Here is an 18,311-nt window from a genome sequence, read left to right as displayed (position 1 = left end):
GGAACTCCGAATGCCGAAGAGAAGGGGGCCGCGTCAGGCGGCGGACGTGTAGCGCGGAGCCGGCTGGACCGTGCCGAAGCCGGGTATCATCGCCTGTCGCGCCGCGTCGAAGGCGTCCCACTGGCCGGCGTCGTGCAGATGCGGGATCGTCACCGCCTCGCGCGCGTCGAACCCGGCCAGGGCGGCATCGACGAGGTCGTCGACTTCCATCATCGGCGGAAGCGCGGCCGGATCCGCGCCCGCGCGGCTCCAGATTTCGGTGCGGGTGGCCGCCGGCAACACGGCCTGGACATAGACGCCCAGCGGGTCGAGTTCATGCCTCAGACCCTGGGACAGGTAGAGCACGAAGGCCTTGGTCGCGCCGTAGACCGTCGTGCCGAACTCGGGCACCAGCCCGACGACGGACCCGATATTGACGAGGGCGCCCTCGCCCGCCGCGGCGAAACGGGGGGCGACCGCGTGGGCGAGGCGCATCACCGCGGTGGCGTTGAGGGCCACGAGGCGATCGATGTCGTCCAGCGACTGCTCGACGAAGGAACCCCCGACATTCGTGCCGGCATTGTTGATCAGGATGCCGACGCGGGCGTCGTCGCGCAGGCGTTTCTCGACGGCCCGGACCTGATCCGGCACCGTGAGGTCGGCCTGGAGGACGTCGATGGCCACCCCGTTCTCCCGACGGAGCCGCTCGGCAAGTGCGTCCAACTTGGCCCGGTCGCGGGCCACCAGCACGAGGTCATGTCCCCGCCGCGCGAACCGGTCGGCATAGGTGGCTCCGATGCCGGAGGAGGCCCCGGTGACGAGGACGGTGGGCTTGGTCGGCATGGCGAGGTCCCTGCGCACGGTGTCGCTTTTCATGATCAATATCATGATTGCGCTCAAATATGATCGCCATCATATTAGTGTCAACGGCTGCGACGGGGATTTTTCGGGATGCGGGTCACTCAGGAACAGATGCGCGCCCATCGCCGGCGCATCCTCTCGGAGGCCAGTCGCCTGTTCCGGGAGAAGGGGTTCGAGGCGGTGAGCGTCGCCGAGGTGATGAAGGCCGCGGGCCTCACCCATGGGGGATTCTACGGTCACTTCGCCTCGAAGGAGGACCTGCTGGCCCATGCCATCGCCGAGGCGATCGCCGAGAAATCCGATGCGGAGGCGACGCTTCCGGCCTTCCTGGCGACCTACCTCTCGGCGGGACATCGGGACGCCGTCGGCGGCGGTTGCCCGATGGCCGCCCTGGCGGCGGATGTCCGGCTGAGGCCCGCCGCCGCGCGTTCGGCCATGACTGCCGGCATCCGCGCGCAGATCGAGCGTATCGCGGCCGCGCTGCCGGACAGCGTGACCGAGGACCGGCGCCGGGAGGCCATCGCGAGCGCCGCGGCCATGGTCGGGGCTCTGATCCTCGCGCGGGCGGTCGACGACGCCCCGCTCTCGGACGAGATCCTGGCCGAGACCCGCCGCTGGATCGATCACGGCGCTTGATCCGGGCTCCGCTTGATCAAAGCGGAACCCGGATCAGGCAAGCCCGCGCGGCGTTTGAGCGAAGTCCAAATCCGCCATCCCGAAGGGTTCAACCGGATTTGGTATGACGCCACCATGGCGGGTGGCGCCCGACAAAGAAGAACCCGCCGCGGGCGGGCCGCGGCGGGTTCTTCGGGTCACGGGGATGTCGGAAGGATCAGTCGCAGGTCTCCTTGGTGACCGTCTTGCGGTCGCCGACCTCGTTCTCCTTCGTCACCGACTTGGTGGCGCAGCCCGTCGAGGAGCTCTCGCGGCGCTCGACCGTGGTCGAGGAGGTGGTGGCCGGACGGTCGACCACGACGCGGTCGGGCCCGTCGCGCTCGATCACGGTGGTCTGCGCGCTCGCGCCGGAGATGCCCGTGAGGGTCAGGACGGCGGCCGCAGCAAGAAGAGAGTTCCGCATGTTCTTCCTCCAGGAGGGTGAAAACTGCGCTCTCAACGGCGGGGAAACCTCAACCGTTCCCAGATCTGCGCAATCCGAGCCTCCGAACATCGCTCCGCCGCGACGAAAACGGGGCCGGGCGGGGGGCTCACCCGACCGCCACGGGCGCCCCGGCGCCGATCAGCCGTGCCCGGAGTGGTTGGGCGCGACCCGTGAGGGTCAACTCCGTCAGCTCGTCCGCCACAAGGCCGGCCGCCGCGTAGACCGCCTCCGAGACGATGGCCACCTGCCCCATCGGTCGGGTCAGGGCCTCGAGGCGGGCGGCGACGTTGACCGTGTCGCCGAGGGCCGTGAAGCGGGCATCGGCCTCGTCGCCCAGGGCGCCGACGATGGCGGTGCCGGCATGCAGGCCGAGGCCGTAGCGCAGCTGCTCGCCGAGATCGCCCGCGAGCATCCGATTGAGCTGCGCCACCTCCGCGGCCACCGCATCGACCGTGGCGAGCGCCGCACGGGCGGCCCGGCGTGGGTCGGTGTCGAGGCCGAACAGGGCCATCAGCCCGTCGCCGAGATGCTGGTTCACGCTGCCGCCCTGGGCCCGCACCGCCTGGCCCACCGCGCCGAGAAAGCGGTTGATGACGAACACCGTATCGTAGGCGAGGCGCTCCTCCGCGAGCCGGGTCGAGCCGCGCAGGTCGGCGAACAGCACCACGACGAAGCGCTCCTCGCCCGTCCCGGCCCGCTCCGCGAGGCCCGCCCCCCGGACCTGGGAGGTGAAGAGCGGCGCTACGGTGAGGTCGCGGTCCGGCCGAAGTTGGCAGGCCAACCGGATGCCGGGACTCGCGCCGATCCGCTCCAGCACCGCCTGCTCGGTGCGGTCGGGCGGGGGCAGGACGCGGCCGCGCTCGCCGTCGACGACGCGCACGCGGCAGGTCGAGCAGCGCCCGCGTCCGCCGCAGATGCTGGCATGCGGGATCCGGCCGCGCCGGCTCGCCTCCAGCACGCTCGCGCCCCGGGGCACCCGCACATGGCGCCCGTCCGGATAGGTGATCCGCAGGAGGCCGCCGCGGGTCTCGGCCCGCGTGCGCAGGCCCCGGGCGACGAGGACGAGGGCGAGGGCGCCCGCATAGGCGCCGAACAGCGTCCGCCGGATGGCGGTGAGGTGCTCGGCCTGCGCGGCGTCGCCGAGATGGACGGCATCGAAGGTCTGGGCCCGCCAGGCCGGATCGGCGGCGGCGAGCGCGACGGCGCGGCCGCCCTGCACCATCCCGAGCAGGGCCAGCACCGGCACCAGCACCGCCCCCGCGAGCAGCCAGGGCGCAAAGCGCGGATAGAGGGGCTTCAGGCGCAGCCAGAAATGCAGCCCGAGGCATCCGTGCAGCCACGCCACCAGAAGGCCCAGCCCCAGGGGCAGGCCGCTGCCCAGGGGATTGCCCACCCAGACGGCGTAGAGCACCTGCGGATAGCCGCGTTCCAGCCCCTCGACGGTGTAGGCGAGGCGCGTGCCGACGACGTGGTTGACGAGAAGCAGGGGTACCACGAGCCCGAGCAGCAGCTGGGCGGTTTCGCCGGGTCGCACCCGGAAGAAGCGCCGCTCGTACAGGGCGACGAGCCCGAGGGCGAGATGAGTGGCCAGGGCGCCGTAGAGCAGAACGACGGCGGGCGGATTGCGCCAGAGCGCGGCCTTCACGGCGAGCCCCGCTTCGAGCGCAGCGAGGGAGATGTTGCCCAGGGCGTGGTCGAGGAGATGGGTCAGGACGTAGGCGAACAGAACCAGACCGCTGGTGAGGCGCCACTGCCGCAGGCTCGGGCGACGCAGGGCGCGCATGAAGGAGAGGCGTCCACCCGCCCCGTTTGCCGCCTGCCCCACCGCGAAACGCTCCCCCCATCACCGCCCGTCGGGCCCTCATAGAGCATCGCCCCGATCGGTGCTGGCCGGCGTCGTGAAAAAGACGGGGGGCGGGCCCCCGCGCGCGCGGATCGCGGTCCCCGTCCCGAGACCGACGCCCGGCCGGCCCGCGCGCGGGGCGAAGCGCGGACCGGCCGGTGTCTCGCGCGGCCCTTACGGGCGCGCGATGGCGGGGGCGGCGTCCGATCCGTGGCCGGTCGCAGCTGCAGGAGAGGCGGCCGCGTCCGCTTCGTCGCGGGGTCCGACGAAGCGGCCGAAGAGGCGGCCGAGTCCGTTGCCGAGGCTGTCCATCAGCAGGAACACCGCCGGCACGAACACGAGCGAGAGCAGGGTCGAGACGATCAGCCCCGCGATCACGGCCACCGCCATCGGAGCCCGGAACTCGCCGCCGACACCGAAGGCCATGGCCGAGGGCACCATCCCGGCCGCCATGGCGATGGTGGTCATCACGATCGGCCGCGCCCGCTTGCGGCCGGCCTCGACGATGGCGGTGACCCGGTCGACCCCGCGGGCCATCTCCTCGACGGCGAAATCGACCAGCATGATCGCGTTCTTGGTGACCAGCCCCATCAGCATCAGGATGCCGATGACGACCGGCATCGAGATCGGCATGTTGAAGATCAGCAGGCCGAGAATGGCGCCGCCGATCGAGAGCGGCAGCGAGAACAGGATCGTCAGCGGCTGCAGGAACGAGCCGAACAGCAGAACGAGGACGGCGTAGACCATCATGATCCCGGCGCCCATCGCCAGGAGGAAGCCGGAAAAGACCTCCTGCATGATCTCGGCGTCGCCGGTCTGGCGGATCGTCACCCCGGGCGGCAGGTTTTTGGCCGTCGGCGTGGCGAGCGCCTGCTCGATCAGCGAGCCGAGGGCGTCCGAGCCCTCCATGTTGGCCTCGACCGCGACCCGCACGACGCGGTCGTAGCGCTCGATCGCACCCGGCCCTTGGTCGAGCTCGATATCGGCGACGGCGGCCAGCGGCACGGCGGTGCCGTTCTTGGCCGGGACTTTGAGGTTCTCGAGGCGCGAGATCGCGCCGCGGGCGCTCTCGGGCAGCTGCACCCGGATCGGCACCTGCCGATCGGCGGCGTTGAACTTGGCGAGGTTGAGCCCGATGTCGCCGATCGTGCCGACCCGGACGGTCTCGGCGATGACCTCGGTCGAGACGCCGAGATCGGCCGCGGCGGCGGGCTTGGGACGGATGCGCACTTCCGTCCGGTTCAGCGGCGCCGTCGACATGACCGAGACGAGATGCGGGATCGCCGCCATGTCGCGTTCGAGCCGGGCGGCGACCTCCGTGACGACGGCGACGTCGGGGCCGCCGACGACGAGGGCGAGGTCGCGCTGGCCGCTGTCGCGCAGGGTCCAGGAGCGGATGTCGGGCTCATCGGCGAGCAGGGCCGCGATCTCGGCCTCGAGGGTCCATTGCCGCTTCGCCCGCGCGTTCTTCGGCGTCAGGTTGACGATCAGCGTCGCGAGCCGCGTCTCCCGCTTGCCGCCGGCCTGACGCCCGCCATCGACGAAGACCGAGACCACCTCGGGCAGGGCGCGGATGCGCTCCACCACCCGGTCGGCCACCGCGACCGTATCGGGCAGCCGCGCCCCGGGGGCCAGCTCGATCATGAACAGGGTGCGGGCATTGTCCTGCTTGGGCACGAAGCCCGAGGGCAGCATCTTGGTCGAGGCCAGCGAGCCGACGAAGAGCGCGAGGCCGACGAACAGGGTGATCCAGCGGTGGCGCACCGACCAGCCGACGAGGCGGCCATAGGCGCGCATCACCGGTCCCTCGCGCTCCTCCGCAGGGCCGTGATCGCGCAGGAAATAGGCGGCGAGTATCGGCGTGATGAGGCGGGCGACCAGCAGCGACATGAACACCGACACCGCGATGGTCAGGCCGAACTGCATGAAGTAGCGGCCGGCGATCCCGCCCATGAAGGAGACGGGCGCGAAGACCGCGATCAGCGTCGCCGTGATGGCGATGACGGCGAGGCCGATCTCGTCGGCGCCCTGGATCGCCGCCCGGTAGGGCGATTTGCCCATCCGCATGTGCCGGACGATGTTCTCGATCTCGACGATGGCGTCGTCGACCAGGATGCCGGTCACGAGCGTGATCGCGAGCAGGCTGATGCCGTTGAGCGTGAAGCCCAGCGCGTCCATCGCCCAGAAGGTCGGCAGGACCGAGAGCGGCAGGGCCAGAGCGGCGATGAGCGTCGCGCGCCAGTCGCGCAGGAACAGCAGCACCACGACGACCGCGAGCGCCGCGCCTTCGAGCAGCGTGTGCATGGCCGAATTGTAGCTGCCGATGGTCGCGGCGACCGAGGAGTCGATCGTCTCGAAGCGGATGTCGGGATGGGCGTCGGCGAACTCGGCGAGCTTCTTCTGGACGCCCGCCGCGACCTCGGCGTCGCTCGCGCCGGAGCCGCGGGAGACCGCGAAGGCGACCACCGACGCGCCGTTGAAGCGGGCGAAGGTGCGCGGCTCCTCGATTCCGTCCTCGACGGTGGCGAGATCGTCGAGGCGGACCTTGCGCCCACCGGGCAGGACGATGGAGGTGGCCTTCAGGTCGCGGATGGTGCGGGCGGCGGCCAGGGTCCGGATCGACTGCTCGCGTCCCCCGACCTCGCCGCGTCCGCCCGCCATGTCGGCCGAGGTCGCCCGCACCTGCCGGTTCACCTCGGCCGCGGTGATGCCGAGGGCGAGCAGCCGGTCGGGCTGGGGCGTGATGCGGATCTCGCGGGCGACGCCGCCGACACGCTCGACGCCGCCGACGCCCTTCACCCCCTGGAGCGTCCGGGCGACCTTGTCCTCGACGAACCACGACAGCTCGGCAGGCGTCATCGCCGGGGCCGTGACGCCGTAGATCAGGATCGGCAGACCGGTGATCTCGACCCGCTGGATCACCGGCTCGTCGATCGTGCGAGGCAGGTTGATGCGGATCTTCGAGATCGCGTCCTTCACGTCGTTGACGGCGCGGTCGGTGTTCACCTCCAGCCGGAACTCGACGGTCGTGACGGAAGAGCCCTCGGTGATCGCCGAGGTGATGTGCTTGACCCCGCGCACACCCGCGATCGAATCCTCGACCCACTTGGTGACCTGGGTCTGCAGCTCGGAGGGCGCAGCGCCCGATTGCGTGATCGAGACCGAGACGATCGGCACGTCCACGTTCGGCATCCGGGTGACCGGCAGGGCGCGGAAGCTGACGAGGCCGAGCACCATCAGCACGAGGAACAGGACGAGGGGGGCGATCGGGTTGCGGATCGCCCAGGCGGAGACGTTCAGGCGCATCGGGGCGACCCGCTGATGGAATCAGGAGGGAGCCGGCGCGTCAGCGCGCGTCGGCGGTGGAGCGCGGCGAGGGCGCAGCGGCGACCGCGGCGGCGCGGCCCGGGACGAACACCGGACGCACCCGGTCGCCATCCCGCAGAAAGCTGCCGGCGCGGGCCACGACCCGTTCGCCGTCGGCGAGGCCCGCGCGGATCTCGATGTCGTCGTCGTCGGACAGGCCGGTGCGGACCTCGCGGGATTCCACCCGGTCGTCGGCGACGACGAGGACGGAGCTGCGCTTGCCGCCGCCGTAGAGCACGGCGGCCTGGGGCACGGTGACGCCGCGGGTCCGGGCGAGTTCGACCGAGCCGCGCATGAAGGTGCCGATACGCAGGCGGGAATCAGGATCGAGGCGCACGCGCACCTTGCCGAGCCGGCTCGCCCGGTCGACCTCCGGATAGACCACGCGGACGCTGCCCGCGACGCGCTCGCCCTCGCCGATCTCGATGAAGGCGGGCGCGCCCTCGCGCAGGAGCGGCAGCTTGGTCTCGATGACCTCGCCCTCCAGCTCGATCTCGCCCCGGGCGATCAGGCGGAACAGCGGCTCGGCCGCCGCGGAGGTCGCCATCCCGACCCGGGCCGTGCGGCGGCTGACGATGCCGTCCTCCGGGGCGCGGATCTCGGTGCGGGCGAGGCGCAGGTCGAGTTCGGCCTTGACGGCCAGCGCCTGGGCGAGGTCCGCCCGTGCGATCGAGAGCCCGTTGCGGGCAAATGTGAGCTTGCCCTCGGCCTGCCGCAGGGCGGCGGTGCGGCCCTCCATCACCGCGGCCGTGGCATTGCCGGTCTGCATGAGCGATCGGGCGCGCTCGAAGGCGAGCCGCGCCTCCGTCTCGGCGGCCTCGGCCTGCTCGATGCTCGCCTGCGCCTGCGGCACCGCCGCGCGCGCCTTCTCGACCAGCGCGGCCTGCTGGGCAAGCTGGCGGTCGATGAGGTCGCGGTTGAGCCGGGCGAGCACTTGGCCCCGTGTGACCCGGGCCCCCTCCTCCACCAGAAGCTCGACGATGCGGGTGCCGTCGATCTCCGGGCTGACGAGGATCTCGTCGCGCGGCACCAGCGTGCCGGTGACGATGACGCTCTCGACGACCTCCCGGCGCGCCGCCTCGATCACGCTCACCGCGGGCGCCGGGGCGACCTTCGGTGCGACGGTCTCGGCGCGGGCGGCCGGCGCGGCGGCGACGGCGAGCGCCGCCAGCGCGAAGAGGGTGAGGCGCAGGACGGCACTCATCGAGCGGTCTTTCCCTCGTGGGGGCCCATGCCGGTCAGCCCGGCATCGATCGAGGCGAGCAACTGGGCGACGGCCGGGCCGGGATCGTAATCCGGGACCACCGCCCGGCTGACGATGATGCCCTTCATCAGCGGCGCGACCGTCGCGAACAGGCCGGGGGCGTCGCAGGCGGGGGCGATCGACACGAAGGTCTCGATGAGCCAGGTCCGGCCGTCCTCGTCGCCGTGCTCGATCAGCGCGCCGATGGCCGGGTTGCGGGTCGCCTCGGCCCAGAGGTCGACGCGCAGGATCGCCGCCTCGCGGGGAATCTCGGAGAAGTAGCGGCCGAGGATGCCCATCAGGACGCCGCGCCGGTCGCCCGTCCGCTCCATCGCCTCGACCAGGGCGGCGCCGCGCTCGCGGTCGCGCTCGGCCAGGCCGACGACGACGGCCTCCTTGGAGTCGAAGTAGCGGTAGATGTTGCCCGGGCTCATCGCCGCCTCGCGGGCGAGGTCCTGCATCGTGGTGCGGTGGAAACCGTTGCGCACGAAGCAGGCTTCCGCCGCGTCGAGGATATGCGCCTGCCGGGCGGCCTGCGCGGAGGTCGGCTCGATCCGGGCCTCGGCGACGGCGCCCGCGCTCACGACGCCGACCCCATGGGGGCGAGGCTCGCCCGGTCGGCCTCCGCGGCCGGAAGGATCGCGCAGGCGCGGGGCTGCAGAGCGAGATCGGCGCAGAGCCGCGCCTGCCAGCCCTTGGGGCCGGCTCCGGTCCAGCCGATGAGGGCGAACCAGCCGAAGGCCACCACGGCGCAGAGGGCGAGGTTGCCCGGCGTGCAGGCTTGGCGCAGCGCGCCCAGGACCCGCCCGTTCCGACGGACCGGCCGGTCCGCGGCCCGGTCCCCTTCCCAACGATGATCGAGCGACGCGCGCATCGGTAACTCCTGCCTTGGCCAAAGGGATAGTGAACGTTCATTCTCATGTCAATGAACGTTCATTCTCATCGACGCCGCGGCGGTGGGATCGGGGGCGCTGTGGCCCTTCCGCGACAGGCGGGCCGCGGGCGGCAACCGGACAGCCGGACCGGGCCGCCCTCCCCTTCCCGCGGGCCGCTTGGCCGGGCTACGTCACTAGGATGGCGACATCGGAATGGCGCTCCGCCCGCAATGGGCCGGCCCGGGCACGGCTCGAACGGGCGCTGCGGCCGGGCTTTCCGGCCCATGTCCTGCAGCATGCGCTGACCCGGCCGCTGATCCCGCCGACACCGGGCCGCGCGGTCGCGAGCTATTGGCGCCATCACGTCCTGCGCGCCGACCGTCTCGCCCGGGCGCTCGCCGCCCGCACCGGAGCGCCGGAGGGCTGGACCTGGCAGGTCGGCCCCGGCGAGGGTCTGCCGACGCATTTCCGGGTGCCTCCGGCGCCCTATCGCGAGGCACGCCACGCCCTCGGCCCCGGCGCCTGCCGGATCTGCGGCGGGCCGGTCTACCGCTTCGGCTGGCACCGGGATCTGGCGGGCGATGGCGCGCCGAACCGGCGGGCGGGATGGCATGCCGCCTGCGTGGTGGCCTGGGAGTTCTGGTGCGCGCCGAGCGACCACCTCAAGACCCTGAAGGCGCGCCAGGGCCATCGCTGCGCCGTGTCGGGCAAGCGGCTGCTGCGAGGCTCGGAGGTCGATCACCGCCTGCCGCTCTACCGGGTCTGGCGCGAGGAGCGCGACCTGCCCTGGCCGTTCCTGCTGGCCTATTGGGGCACGCCGAACCTCCAGGTCATCAACCGTGCCGGCCATCTGTCGAAGTGCCGCGAGGAGGCGGACGAGAGGGCCGCCGTGAGGCGGGATGCACGGGTCCTCGCACCCGACGATGAGGGGCCCTGATCGGGGCGTTTTTTCGAAGGTGAAGACGATTCTCGCCGTCATCCCGGGGCGTTGATCAGCGCACCCAAAATTCCTGACGGGGCGCGACGCCGCCCAGTGTCGCGCCTCACTGGAGGGCTTGCGGGTGTCTGCTGCCCAGACCAGGACCCGTTCGAGCCTTGCGTCTGACGGCCGCCGCTTTATCCCCGTGCCCCATCCCCTTGGCGCCGCGATGGAGACCTCTTGATGGCCGTGACGACGAGCGTGACCGGGCTCATCGCCGAGGAACTCGGGGTGCGCGAGGGGCAAGTGGCGGCGGCGGTCGCGCTGTTCGACGGCGGCTACACCGTCCCCTTCGTCGCCCGCTACCGCAAGGAGGCGACCGGCTCGCTGGACGACGCGCAACTGCGCATGCTCGCCGAGCGGCTCGGCTACCTGCGCGAACTGAGTGAGCGCCGCGCCGCGATCACCGAGAGCATCCGGGCCCAGGGCAAGCTGACGCCGGACTTGCAGGCCGCCATCGCGGGGGCCGAGACCAAGGCGCGGCTGGAGGACATCTACCTTCCGTTCCGGCCGAAACGCCGTTCCAAGGCGCTGACCGCCCGCGAGGCCGGCTTGACGCCGCTCGCCGACCTGCTGCTCGCCCGGCCCGAGACGGATCCGGAGCGGGCGGCGCAGGGCTACGTCGCGGCGGACAAGGGCATCGAGACTGTCGAGGCAGCGCTCGAGGGCGCCCGCGCCATCCTGATCGAGCGCTTCGCCGAGGACGGCGACCTGATCGGGCGATTGCGCGAGGATTTTTGGCGGATCGGCGAGGCCGTCTCGCGCGTCCGCAAGGGCAAGGAGCAGGCCGGCCAGAAGTTTGCCGATTACTTCGACTGGCGCGAACGCCTGGACAAGATGCCCTCGCACCGGGTCCTGGCGCTGTTCCGCGGCGAGGCGGAGGAGATTCTGGACTTCGCGCTCCAGGCCGAGGGTGAGGACGCGGCGCCGGGCATCCCCGGCCCGTTCGAGCTGGCGGTGTGCCGCCGCCACGGCGTCGCCTCCCGCGGGCGCGCGGCCGATGCGTGGCTCCTCGAGACGGTGCGGGTGGCGTGGCGCACCAAGATCCGCACCGGCCTCAAGGCGGATCTGCGGGCCCGCCTGTTCGAGCGGGCCGAGGACGCCGCGGTGACGGTGTTCGCCGGCAACCTCCGGGACCTGCTGCTCGCCGCCCCCGCCGGGGGCCGCCCGACTCTCGGGCTCGATCCGGGCTATCGCAACGGCGTGAAGGCGGCGGTGGTCGACGCCACCGGCAAGGTGGTCGCCGTCGAGACGACCTATCCGCACGAGCCGCAGCGGCGCTGGAACGAGGCGGTGGCGTCACTCGGCAAGCTCTGCCGCCGCCACGGCGTCGAGCTGATCGCGGTGGGCAACGGCACCGCCTCCCGCGAGACCGACCGGCTCGCCGCCGAGATCCTGTCCACGAACCCCGATCTGAAGATGACGAAGGTGATGGTCTCGGAGGCCGGCGCCTCGGTCTATTCCGCCTCCGCCATCGCCTCGAAGGAACTGCCCGACCTCGACGTGTCGCATCGCGGCGCCGTCTCGATCGCCCGGCGGCTGCAGGATCCGCTCGCCGAACTCGTGAAGATCGATCCGAAATCCATCGGCGTCGGCCAGTACCAGCACGATCTCGGCGAGCAGAAGCTGTCGCGTTCCCTCGATGGCGTGGTCGAGGACGCGGTGAACGCGGTGGGCGTCGACGTGAACACCGCCTCCGTGCCGCTGCTGGCTCAGGTCTCGGGTCTCGGCGAGGCGGTGGCGGCCAAGATCGTGGCGCATCGCGACGGCCACGGCCCCTTCCGCACCCGCGCCGCGCTCAAGAAAGTGCCGGGGCTGGGGCCCAAGACCTTCGAACTCGCCGCCGGCTTCCTGCGCATCCCCGACGGCGCCGATCCGCTCGACCGCTCCGGCGTCCATCCGGAGGCCTATCCGGTGGTGCGGCGCATCCTGGAGGTGACCAAGAGCGACATCACCGTGCTGATCGGCAATGCGGCCGTGCTCGGTGGGCTTTCACCCGAGCGCTTCGCCGACGCGCGCTTCGGCGTGCCGACGGTGCGCGACATCATCGCCGAGCTGGAGAAGCCCGGCCGCGACCCGCGCCCCGCCTTCAAGACGGCGAGTTTCCAGGAGGGCGTCGAGACGCTCTCCGACCTCAAGCCCGGGATGCAGCTGGAGGGCGTCGTCACCAACGTCGCGGCCTTCGGGGCCTTCGTCGATATCGGCGTTCATCAGGACGGGCTCGTCCATATCTCGGCCATGGCCCGCCGCCGCATCGCCACCCCGTCCGAGGTGGTGAAGGCGGGCGACGTGGTCCGGGTGCTGGTGCTCTCGGTCGACGTGCCGCGCAAGCGCATCGGCCTGTCGATGCGCCTCGACGATCCGGTGGACGGGACGTCCAGCGCGCCGCGCAGCAGCGGCCCGCGTCCGGCTCCGCCGCCGCGGACGCCCGCGCCGCAACCACAGCCGGAGCGGGGCGGCGCGCTGGCCGACGCCTTTCGCAGAGCCAAAGGCCCTTCGTCGGGGCGGTGAGGCTCCCCCTCTCCCCGCATGCGGGAAGGGGGGATGCGCGGCAACGTCTCCCTCGGGACGGTCCGTCAGTTCGCCCGCGCGACCTCGACGAGGTTGTCCGAGAAGGACGGCGCGTGGCCCATGTCGGTGAAGGCGTGCGACGAGATGCTGTTGACCGTGCCCTCGTTGAGCTGGCGCCAGTAGCCCAGCGTCGCCACCACGATGCCGGCCTTCACGTCGTCGGTGATGCGCGCCACGCCCTTGAAGGCGCCCCGATCGTTGGCGACCTGCACCTTGTCCCCATCCCGGATACCACGGGCGTCGGCGTCGGCTTGGTTGATCATCACGAACTGCTCGCCCTGGCCCTTCTGCTTGTCCTCCATGTTCGCGTAGCAGGAGTTCAGGAAGTAGTGGCTCTTGGGCGAGACGATGTTCAACGGGAAGCGCTTGGCGAGCTCGGGATCGTTGGCGTGGGACTCGCGCGGGCCGAGGTAATCAGGTAGCGGATCGAGCGCCTCGCCAGGCTGGAAGCCCTCATACATCTGCCGGAACGGCGGGGCGACGAAGTTGGTGGCGCCCTCGACCTTCAACATGCACTTGCCGGTCGGCGTCGGGAAATTGCCCTCCCGGTGGGGTGCGCGGTCGTCCGGCGTGCCGACCTTGAGACGCGCGAAGCCGTGCTCGCGCATATACTGAAGGTCGATGCCCTCGCAGGCCGGCGCGTTCCAATCGACGTAGTGCTCCAGACACTCGCTGTCGCTCCACTTGAAGTTCTCTTCCTCGAAGCCAAGCCGGCCGGCGAGCTGGCGGAAGATCTCGTTGTTCGGGATCGCCTCGCCGGGCGCCTCGGCGCACTTGGTGTTGTAGGTGAGGTAGAGGTGGCCCCAGGACAGGATCATGTCCTCCATCTCCGCCCCCATGGTCGCGGGCAGCAGGATGTCGGCGTAGGAGGCGGTGTCCGAGATGAAGTGCTCGGCCGAGACCATGAACAGGTCCTCGCGCATCAGCCCCTCGACGATTTTGTCGGTCTCGGGTGCCTGCGTGACCGGGTTCGAGTTCCAGCACATCATCGACATGATCGGCGGGTCGAGCTGCAGCTCGCCGGTGAGCGCGCGTCCGATCTGCAGGTTCGAGACGACGCGTGTGCCCTCCGGGATGAGGTCCGGGCGGCAGATGACGTCGAACTTGTAGGGGTGTTCCCAGACGCCGAACTGGGTGATGCCGCCACCGACATGGCGCCAGGCTCCGGTCAGCGCCGGGATGCAGGCGACCGCCCGGATGGTCTGGCCGCCGCCATAATGCCGCTCCAGCGCCACGCCGATGCGGATGCCCACCGGCTGTTCGGTCGCCATCTCCCGGGCGAGCTTGCGGATGTCTTGCGCCGAGACGCCGGTGATCTCGGCGGCCCATTCGGGCGTGCGGGTGCTGGCGCGCTCCTTCAGGTCCTCGAACCCGACCGTGTAGTTGTCGACGTAGTCCTGATCGACGAGGCCCTGCTCGATGATCGAATTGATCAGCGCCATGGCGAGCGCGCCGTCGGTGCCGGGCTTGGGGGCGATGTGCCAGTCGGCGGCCTTGGCGGTGCGCGAGGCGTAGGTATCGATCACGACGACCTTGGCACCCTTCTTCTGGGCATCCTTCACGATGGCCCAGTGGTGCAGGTTGGTGCTGACCGAGTTGCAGGCCCAGATGACGATGTACTTGGAGTGAATGTAGCTGTCGGGGTCGAGGCCCGCGGTCGGGCCGACGGTGAGGAGCCAGGCCGTGCAGGAGCCCTCGCCGCAAAAGGTGCGCTCGGTTACGGTGGCGCCCAGACGATTGAAGAAGGCGTCGCCGCCGTTCAGCCCATGCACGAGGCCCTGATTGCCGAGGTAGCTGTAGGGCGCGATAGCCTGCGGACCGTACTGGTCGATGATGCCCTTCCAGCGCGTCACGATGGTGTCCAGCGCCTCGTCCCAGCTGATGCGCTCGAACGCTTTCGAGCCCTTGGGCCCGACGCGCTTCATCGGATAGAGCAGCCGGTCGGGATGGTAGTGGCGCTTCTCGTAATCCTTCAGCTTCACGCAGAGACCACCCCGGGTCATCGGGTGGTCCGGGTTGCCGCGCACGCTGAGCAGCTCGCCGCCCTTCACCTCGAACAGCATCGAGCAGGTATCGGGGCAATCGTGCGGGCAGCCACCGAAGAAGGTCTCCGACGCGTCCTCGAGAAGTGCTTCCGGGTTGACGATCTCGTTCATGCGCGTTCCTCCGCGTGCGAGCGCAGACCTCTTTCGGCGGGCCCGGCTTCGACGCTGCGGAAGGATGCCTCATCCTCAGAATAATTCAAAATCGAATCCCTGCGAGGGTGGGAATGGCACGATCGCGCATCCGCGCATCGTCCCGTTCCGGCCGCCCGAAGCCGCCGCTCGGGACGAAGCCCCGCTCACGGCGCCCCGCCTTCCTTCGCCCCCCGTCGCGCGAAACGGGTCGTCCGGCCGCGATCCCTGAAGCGCGATCCCTGGGGGCTCGATCCCTGGAGCGCGATCCCTGGGGACGGCGCGTCGCAGCCAGGAACATCGGTCGGACGATGGGGTTCGCCCTCCCGATCCCCCGCCCCGGGGCTCCAACGCGGCGCCCCCCGGCGCCGCACCGCGTATCAGTTAGGCATATCTTCCGACATGCAGCTTCCTTCGGACGACCGCACGCATCCCCGCGCGCAGGCATTCCGCGACTTCATCAAGAACCCGCCCTTCCCATGCGTGGGTGCGAAATCCGCCCTCTCGCGGGGGCGCCTGTCGATCGTGGTGGCGCGCGACATCACCTCGGGCTGGGATGACATGCGCATCTTTCCGGCGCTGCTCGCCTTCATCGCCCGCTATCGACGCCAGCCGGACCTGTTCCAGAGCTTTGCCGTGGTGTTCGAGGGGCCGGGCGACCTCACCGAGGAGGGATTCGAGCGGCATCTCTGGGCCCGCGCCCAGTCCCTGTCGGACAAGGACAGCTGGATCGGGCACGCCCACGATGCGCGGGTCGAAGGCGACCCCGACAGCCCGCACTTCTCCCTCAGCTTCGGCGGCGAGGGCTTCTTCGTGGTCGGGCTGCATCCCCATGCGAGCCGGCCCGCGCGCCGCTTCTCCTCGCCGGTCCTCGTGTTCAACCTGCACGACCAGTTCGAACGGCTGCGGGCGCAGGGCCGCTACGAGACCCTGCGGGCCTCGATCATCGAGCGGGACGAGCGGCTCGCCGGCTCGCCCAACCCGATGCTCGCCCGCCACGGCGAGATGTCCGAGGCGCGCCAATACAGCGGGCGCGCCGTCGGGCCCGACTGGCGCTGCCCGATGCAGCCGCGGCGCGACGTCGTTCGCGTCCGCGACGAGGCGTTCTGCCCGTCCGAGCCGTTCGGCCTGCCAGGGGTCTGATCCGGGCTCCGCTTGATCAAAGCGGAGCCCGGATCAGTCCAGCCCGCGCGGCGTTTGAGCGAAGCCCAAATCCGCCATCCCGAAGAGATCAACCGGATTTGGTATGAGCCACGGGACGCCGTCCCCCCTTCCCTGTCCTGGGGCTCTGGGCGACGTGGCCCGGGGCCTACCTGCCCGAACGACGAGAGCCGAGATGAGCATGGAGTCGAAAGAGAGCGGTGTCGTGGGGAGCGGTGTCGTGGAGATCGCGCCGCGCTCGGGCGCGGCCTTCACCCTCGATCGCGGCCAGCGCCTGACGGTGATCGATCCGCGGGGCGAGCAGGTCGCGGATCTTCTGGCCTTCAACCGGCACGATCTCGGCGAGGTGCTCTCGTCCGGCCGCACCCTCGATTATGCCAGCCGCATCTACCTCACCACCGGCGACCCGCTCTACTCGAACCGCTCGAACGTGCTCCTGCGGATCGTCGAGGACACGGTCGGGCGCCACGACTTCCTGCTGACGCCGTGCTCGGCCGATACGTTCCGGATCCTCTACGGGGACGCGCAGCCCCATCGCGGCTGCTTCGGCAACCTCGCGGCGGCGCTGGCGCCCTACGGCATCGCGCCCGACCACATCCCGGTCGCCTTCAACTGCTTCATGAACGTGCCGGTGGATTCCGAGACCGGCCGCCTCACCGTCGAGCCCCCGTTGAGCCGGGCCGGCGACCGCATCGTGTTCGAGGCGGAATGCGACCTCGTGATCGGGCTCACCGCCTGTTCGGCGCTGCAATCGAACAACGGACGCTTCAAGCCGATCCACTACCGCATCGACGGGTGAGGAGGCAGGCCGCCGGGGAACGGAACCCGGGTATGCGCGGCCTCATGGCCGTTGATCATCGCCTGTGACGTCTTCCAAAGCCCTGCCCCGCACACCGTCTCGGTTTACAACGCCCCCCGCCTGCCGCTATCACCCCGGCCCAAACCGCACACGAGTTCCACACCAGATGCGCGCCGAGATCGAGCAAGCCTCGGATGCCGCCAAGCAGTCTATAGGGCTGCTGAGGAGGCATCTTTGACTGGGATACTGTCGATAAACGCCTCGCGGAGCTGAACGCCGCCTCCGAGGACCCCGACCTCTGGAACAATGCCGAGGCCGCGCAGAAGGTCATGCGCGAGCGCCAGCAACTGGACGAGGCCGTCTCGGCCATCCGCAAGCTGGAGCGGGATCTCGAGGATGGCGCGACGCTGATCGAACTCGGCGAGATGGAGGGCGACGAGGCCTCCATCGCCGAGGGCGAGGCGGCGATCCGCGCCGTCGAGAAGGAGGCCGCGAGCCGTCAGGTCGAGACCCTGCTCTCGGGCGAGGCCGACGGCTTCGACACCTATCTCGAGGTCCATGCGGGCGCGGGCGGCACCGAGAGCCAGGACTGGGCCAACATGCTTCACCGCATGTATGCCCGCTGGGCCGAGCGGCGGAAGTACAAGGTCGAGATCGTCGAGATGACCGACGGCGAGGAGGCCGGGATCAAGGGCGCCACGCTCCTGATCAAGGGCCACAACGCCTATGGCTGGCTCAAGACCGAATCCGGCGTGCACCGGCTCGTGCGCATCTCGCCCTACGATTCGAACGCCCGGCGCCACACCAGCTTCGCGAGCGTGTGGGTCTATCCGGTGGTCGACGACCGGATCGAGATCGAGATCAAGGAATCCGACTGCCGCATCGACACCTACCGGTCGTCGGGCGCGGGCGGCCAGCACGTCAACACGACCGACTCGGCGGTGCGCATCACGCACAACCCGACCGGCATCGTCGTGGCCTGCCAGCAGGAGCGCTCGCAGCACAAGAACCGGGCCACCGCCTGGAACATGCTGCGCGCCCGCCTCTACGAGGCCGAGCTGAAGAAGCGGGAAGAGAAGGCCAACGCCGAGGCGGCCTCGAAGACCGAGATCGGCTGGGGCCACCAGATCCGCAGCTACGTCCTCCAGCCCTATCAGCTCGTGAAGGACCTGCGCACCGGCACGCAATCGACCGATCCGGACGAGGTGCTGGACGGCGACCTCGACCCGTTCATGGAAGCCTCGCTGGCCCAGCGCGTCTACGGCGGCGTCGAGGCGGTCGAGGATATCGACTGAGACGGGCTCCGCTTGATCAAAGCGGAGCCCGGATCAGGCGAGCCCGCGCGGCGTTTGAGCGAAGCC

At 70.6% G+C, this 18,311-nt stretch carries 14 protein-coding genes; 6 read left to right on the top strand and 8 right to left on the bottom strand.

Annotation, left to right across the window (positions count from 1 at the left end; genetic code table 11):
- Window positions 1-33: 33 nt before the first annotated feature.
- Entirely contained in the window at window positions 34-822 is a 789-nt protein-coding gene (locus LW587_RS14600) for an SDR family NAD(P)-dependent oxidoreductase (protein ID WP_232630327.1), read from the bottom strand.
- 108 nt (window positions 823-930) lie between these two features.
- Here LW587_RS14600 and LW587_RS14595 point away from each other — a divergent pair, with 108 nt between their 5' ends.
- On the top strand, window positions 931-1,476 hold the full coding sequence (locus LW587_RS14595; protein ID WP_232630319.1) for a TetR/AcrR family transcriptional regulator: 546 nt from the start codon (window positions 931-933) through the stop codon (window positions 1,474-1,476).
- A 196-nt stretch (window positions 1,477-1,672) separates the two neighbouring features.
- On the opposite strand, the gene LW587_RS14590 is transcribed toward LW587_RS14595, so the two are convergent.
- From LW587_RS14590 to LW587_RS14565, 6 genes are all read right to left on the bottom strand, one after another.
- Window positions 1,673-1,918, bottom strand: a complete 246-nt coding sequence (locus LW587_RS14590) for a hypothetical protein (protein ID WP_232630318.1) — start codon at window positions 1,916-1,918, stop codon at window positions 1,673-1,675.
- 127 nt (window positions 1,919-2,045) lie between these two features.
- Window positions 2,046-3,722: an adenylate/guanylate cyclase domain-containing protein gene (locus tag LW587_RS14585; protein ID WP_232630317.1), complete on the bottom strand. Its 1,677-nt coding sequence runs from the start codon at window positions 3,720-3,722 to the stop codon at window positions 2,046-2,048.
- Window positions 3,723-3,956: 234 nt separating this feature from the next.
- Window positions 3,957-7,088 (bottom strand): efflux RND transporter permease subunit, encoded by a 3,132-nt coding sequence (locus LW587_RS14580; protein ID WP_232630316.1) that lies wholly within the window; start codon window positions 7,086-7,088, stop codon window positions 3,957-3,959.
- A 40-nt stretch (window positions 7,089-7,128) separates the two neighbouring features.
- A complete protein-coding gene (locus LW587_RS14575) occupies window positions 7,129-8,352 on the bottom strand; it encodes an efflux RND transporter periplasmic adaptor subunit (protein ID WP_232630315.1) in 1,224 nt (407 codons plus the stop codon).
- Window positions 8,349-8,975, bottom strand: a complete 627-nt coding sequence (locus tag LW587_RS14570; RefSeq protein WP_232630314.1) for a TetR/AcrR family transcriptional regulator — start codon at window positions 8,973-8,975, stop codon at window positions 8,349-8,351. Before LW587_RS14570 ends, LW587_RS14575 begins: the two co-directional genes overlap by 4 nt.
- Entirely contained in the window at window positions 8,972-9,265 is a 294-nt protein-coding gene (locus tag LW587_RS14565; protein ID WP_232630313.1) for a hypothetical protein, read from the bottom strand. Before LW587_RS14565 ends, LW587_RS14570 begins: the two co-directional genes overlap by 4 nt.
- 200 nt (window positions 9,266-9,465) lie before the next feature.
- Between LW587_RS14565 and LW587_RS14560 the strand changes: the two genes are divergently transcribed.
- Both LW587_RS14560 and LW587_RS14555 read left to right on the top strand, forming a co-directional pair.
- The gene (locus LW587_RS14560; RefSeq protein WP_232630312.1) at window positions 9,466-10,203 is read left to right on the top strand and encodes a hypothetical protein; all 738 of its coding nucleotides are present in this window, start codon (window positions 9,466-9,468) and stop codon (window positions 10,201-10,203) included.
- 225 nt (window positions 10,204-10,428) lie between these two features.
- Window positions 10,429-12,756 carry a Tex family protein gene (locus tag LW587_RS14555; protein WP_232630311.1) on the top strand — a complete coding sequence of 776 codons (2,328 nt, stop codon included), beginning with the start codon at window positions 10,429-10,431 and terminating at the stop codon, window positions 12,754-12,756.
- A gap of 65 nt (window positions 12,757-12,821) precedes the next feature.
- On the opposite strand, the gene LW587_RS14550 is transcribed toward LW587_RS14555, so the two are convergent.
- Window positions 12,822-14,972 (bottom strand): molybdopterin-containing oxidoreductase family protein, encoded by a 2,151-nt coding sequence (locus LW587_RS14550; protein ID WP_232630310.1) that lies wholly within the window; start codon window positions 14,970-14,972, stop codon window positions 12,822-12,824.
- Window positions 14,973-15,392: 420 nt separating this feature from the next.
- Between LW587_RS14550 and gntA the strand changes: the two genes are divergently transcribed.
- The 3 genes from gntA to prfB all read left to right on the top strand — a co-directional run bounded on the left by gntA (window position 15,393) and on the right by prfB (window position 18,245).
- Window positions 15,393-16,133, top strand: a complete 741-nt coding sequence (gene gntA / locus LW587_RS14545) for a guanitoxin biosynthesis heme-dependent pre-guanitoxin N-hydroxylase GntA (RefSeq protein ID WP_232630309.1) — start codon at window positions 15,393-15,395, stop codon at window positions 16,131-16,133.
- Window positions 16,134-16,332: 199 nt separating this feature from the next.
- Window positions 16,333-16,950, top strand: coding sequence for a DUF1989 domain-containing protein (locus LW587_RS14540; RefSeq protein WP_232630326.1), 618 nt, complete (start codon window positions 16,333-16,335; stop codon window positions 16,948-16,950).
- Between the two features lie 166 nt (window positions 16,951-17,116).
- Window positions 17,117-18,245 (top strand): peptide chain release factor 2 gene (gene prfB, locus LW587_RS14535; RefSeq protein ID WP_232630308.1). Its coding sequence is split into 2 segments (ribosomal slippage): window positions 17,117-17,185 and window positions 17,187-18,245, totalling 1,128 coding nucleotides; the frame shifts between segments, so codons are not numbered across the junction.
- Window positions 18,246-18,311: the final 66 nt, after the last annotated feature.

It is taken from the genome of Methylobacterium sp. Leaf118 (assembly GCF_920984675.1).
Lineage (GTDB): Bacteria > Pseudomonadota > Alphaproteobacteria > Rhizobiales > Beijerinckiaceae > Methylobacterium.
This window is presented reverse-complemented; position numbering and strand designations above follow the sequence as displayed.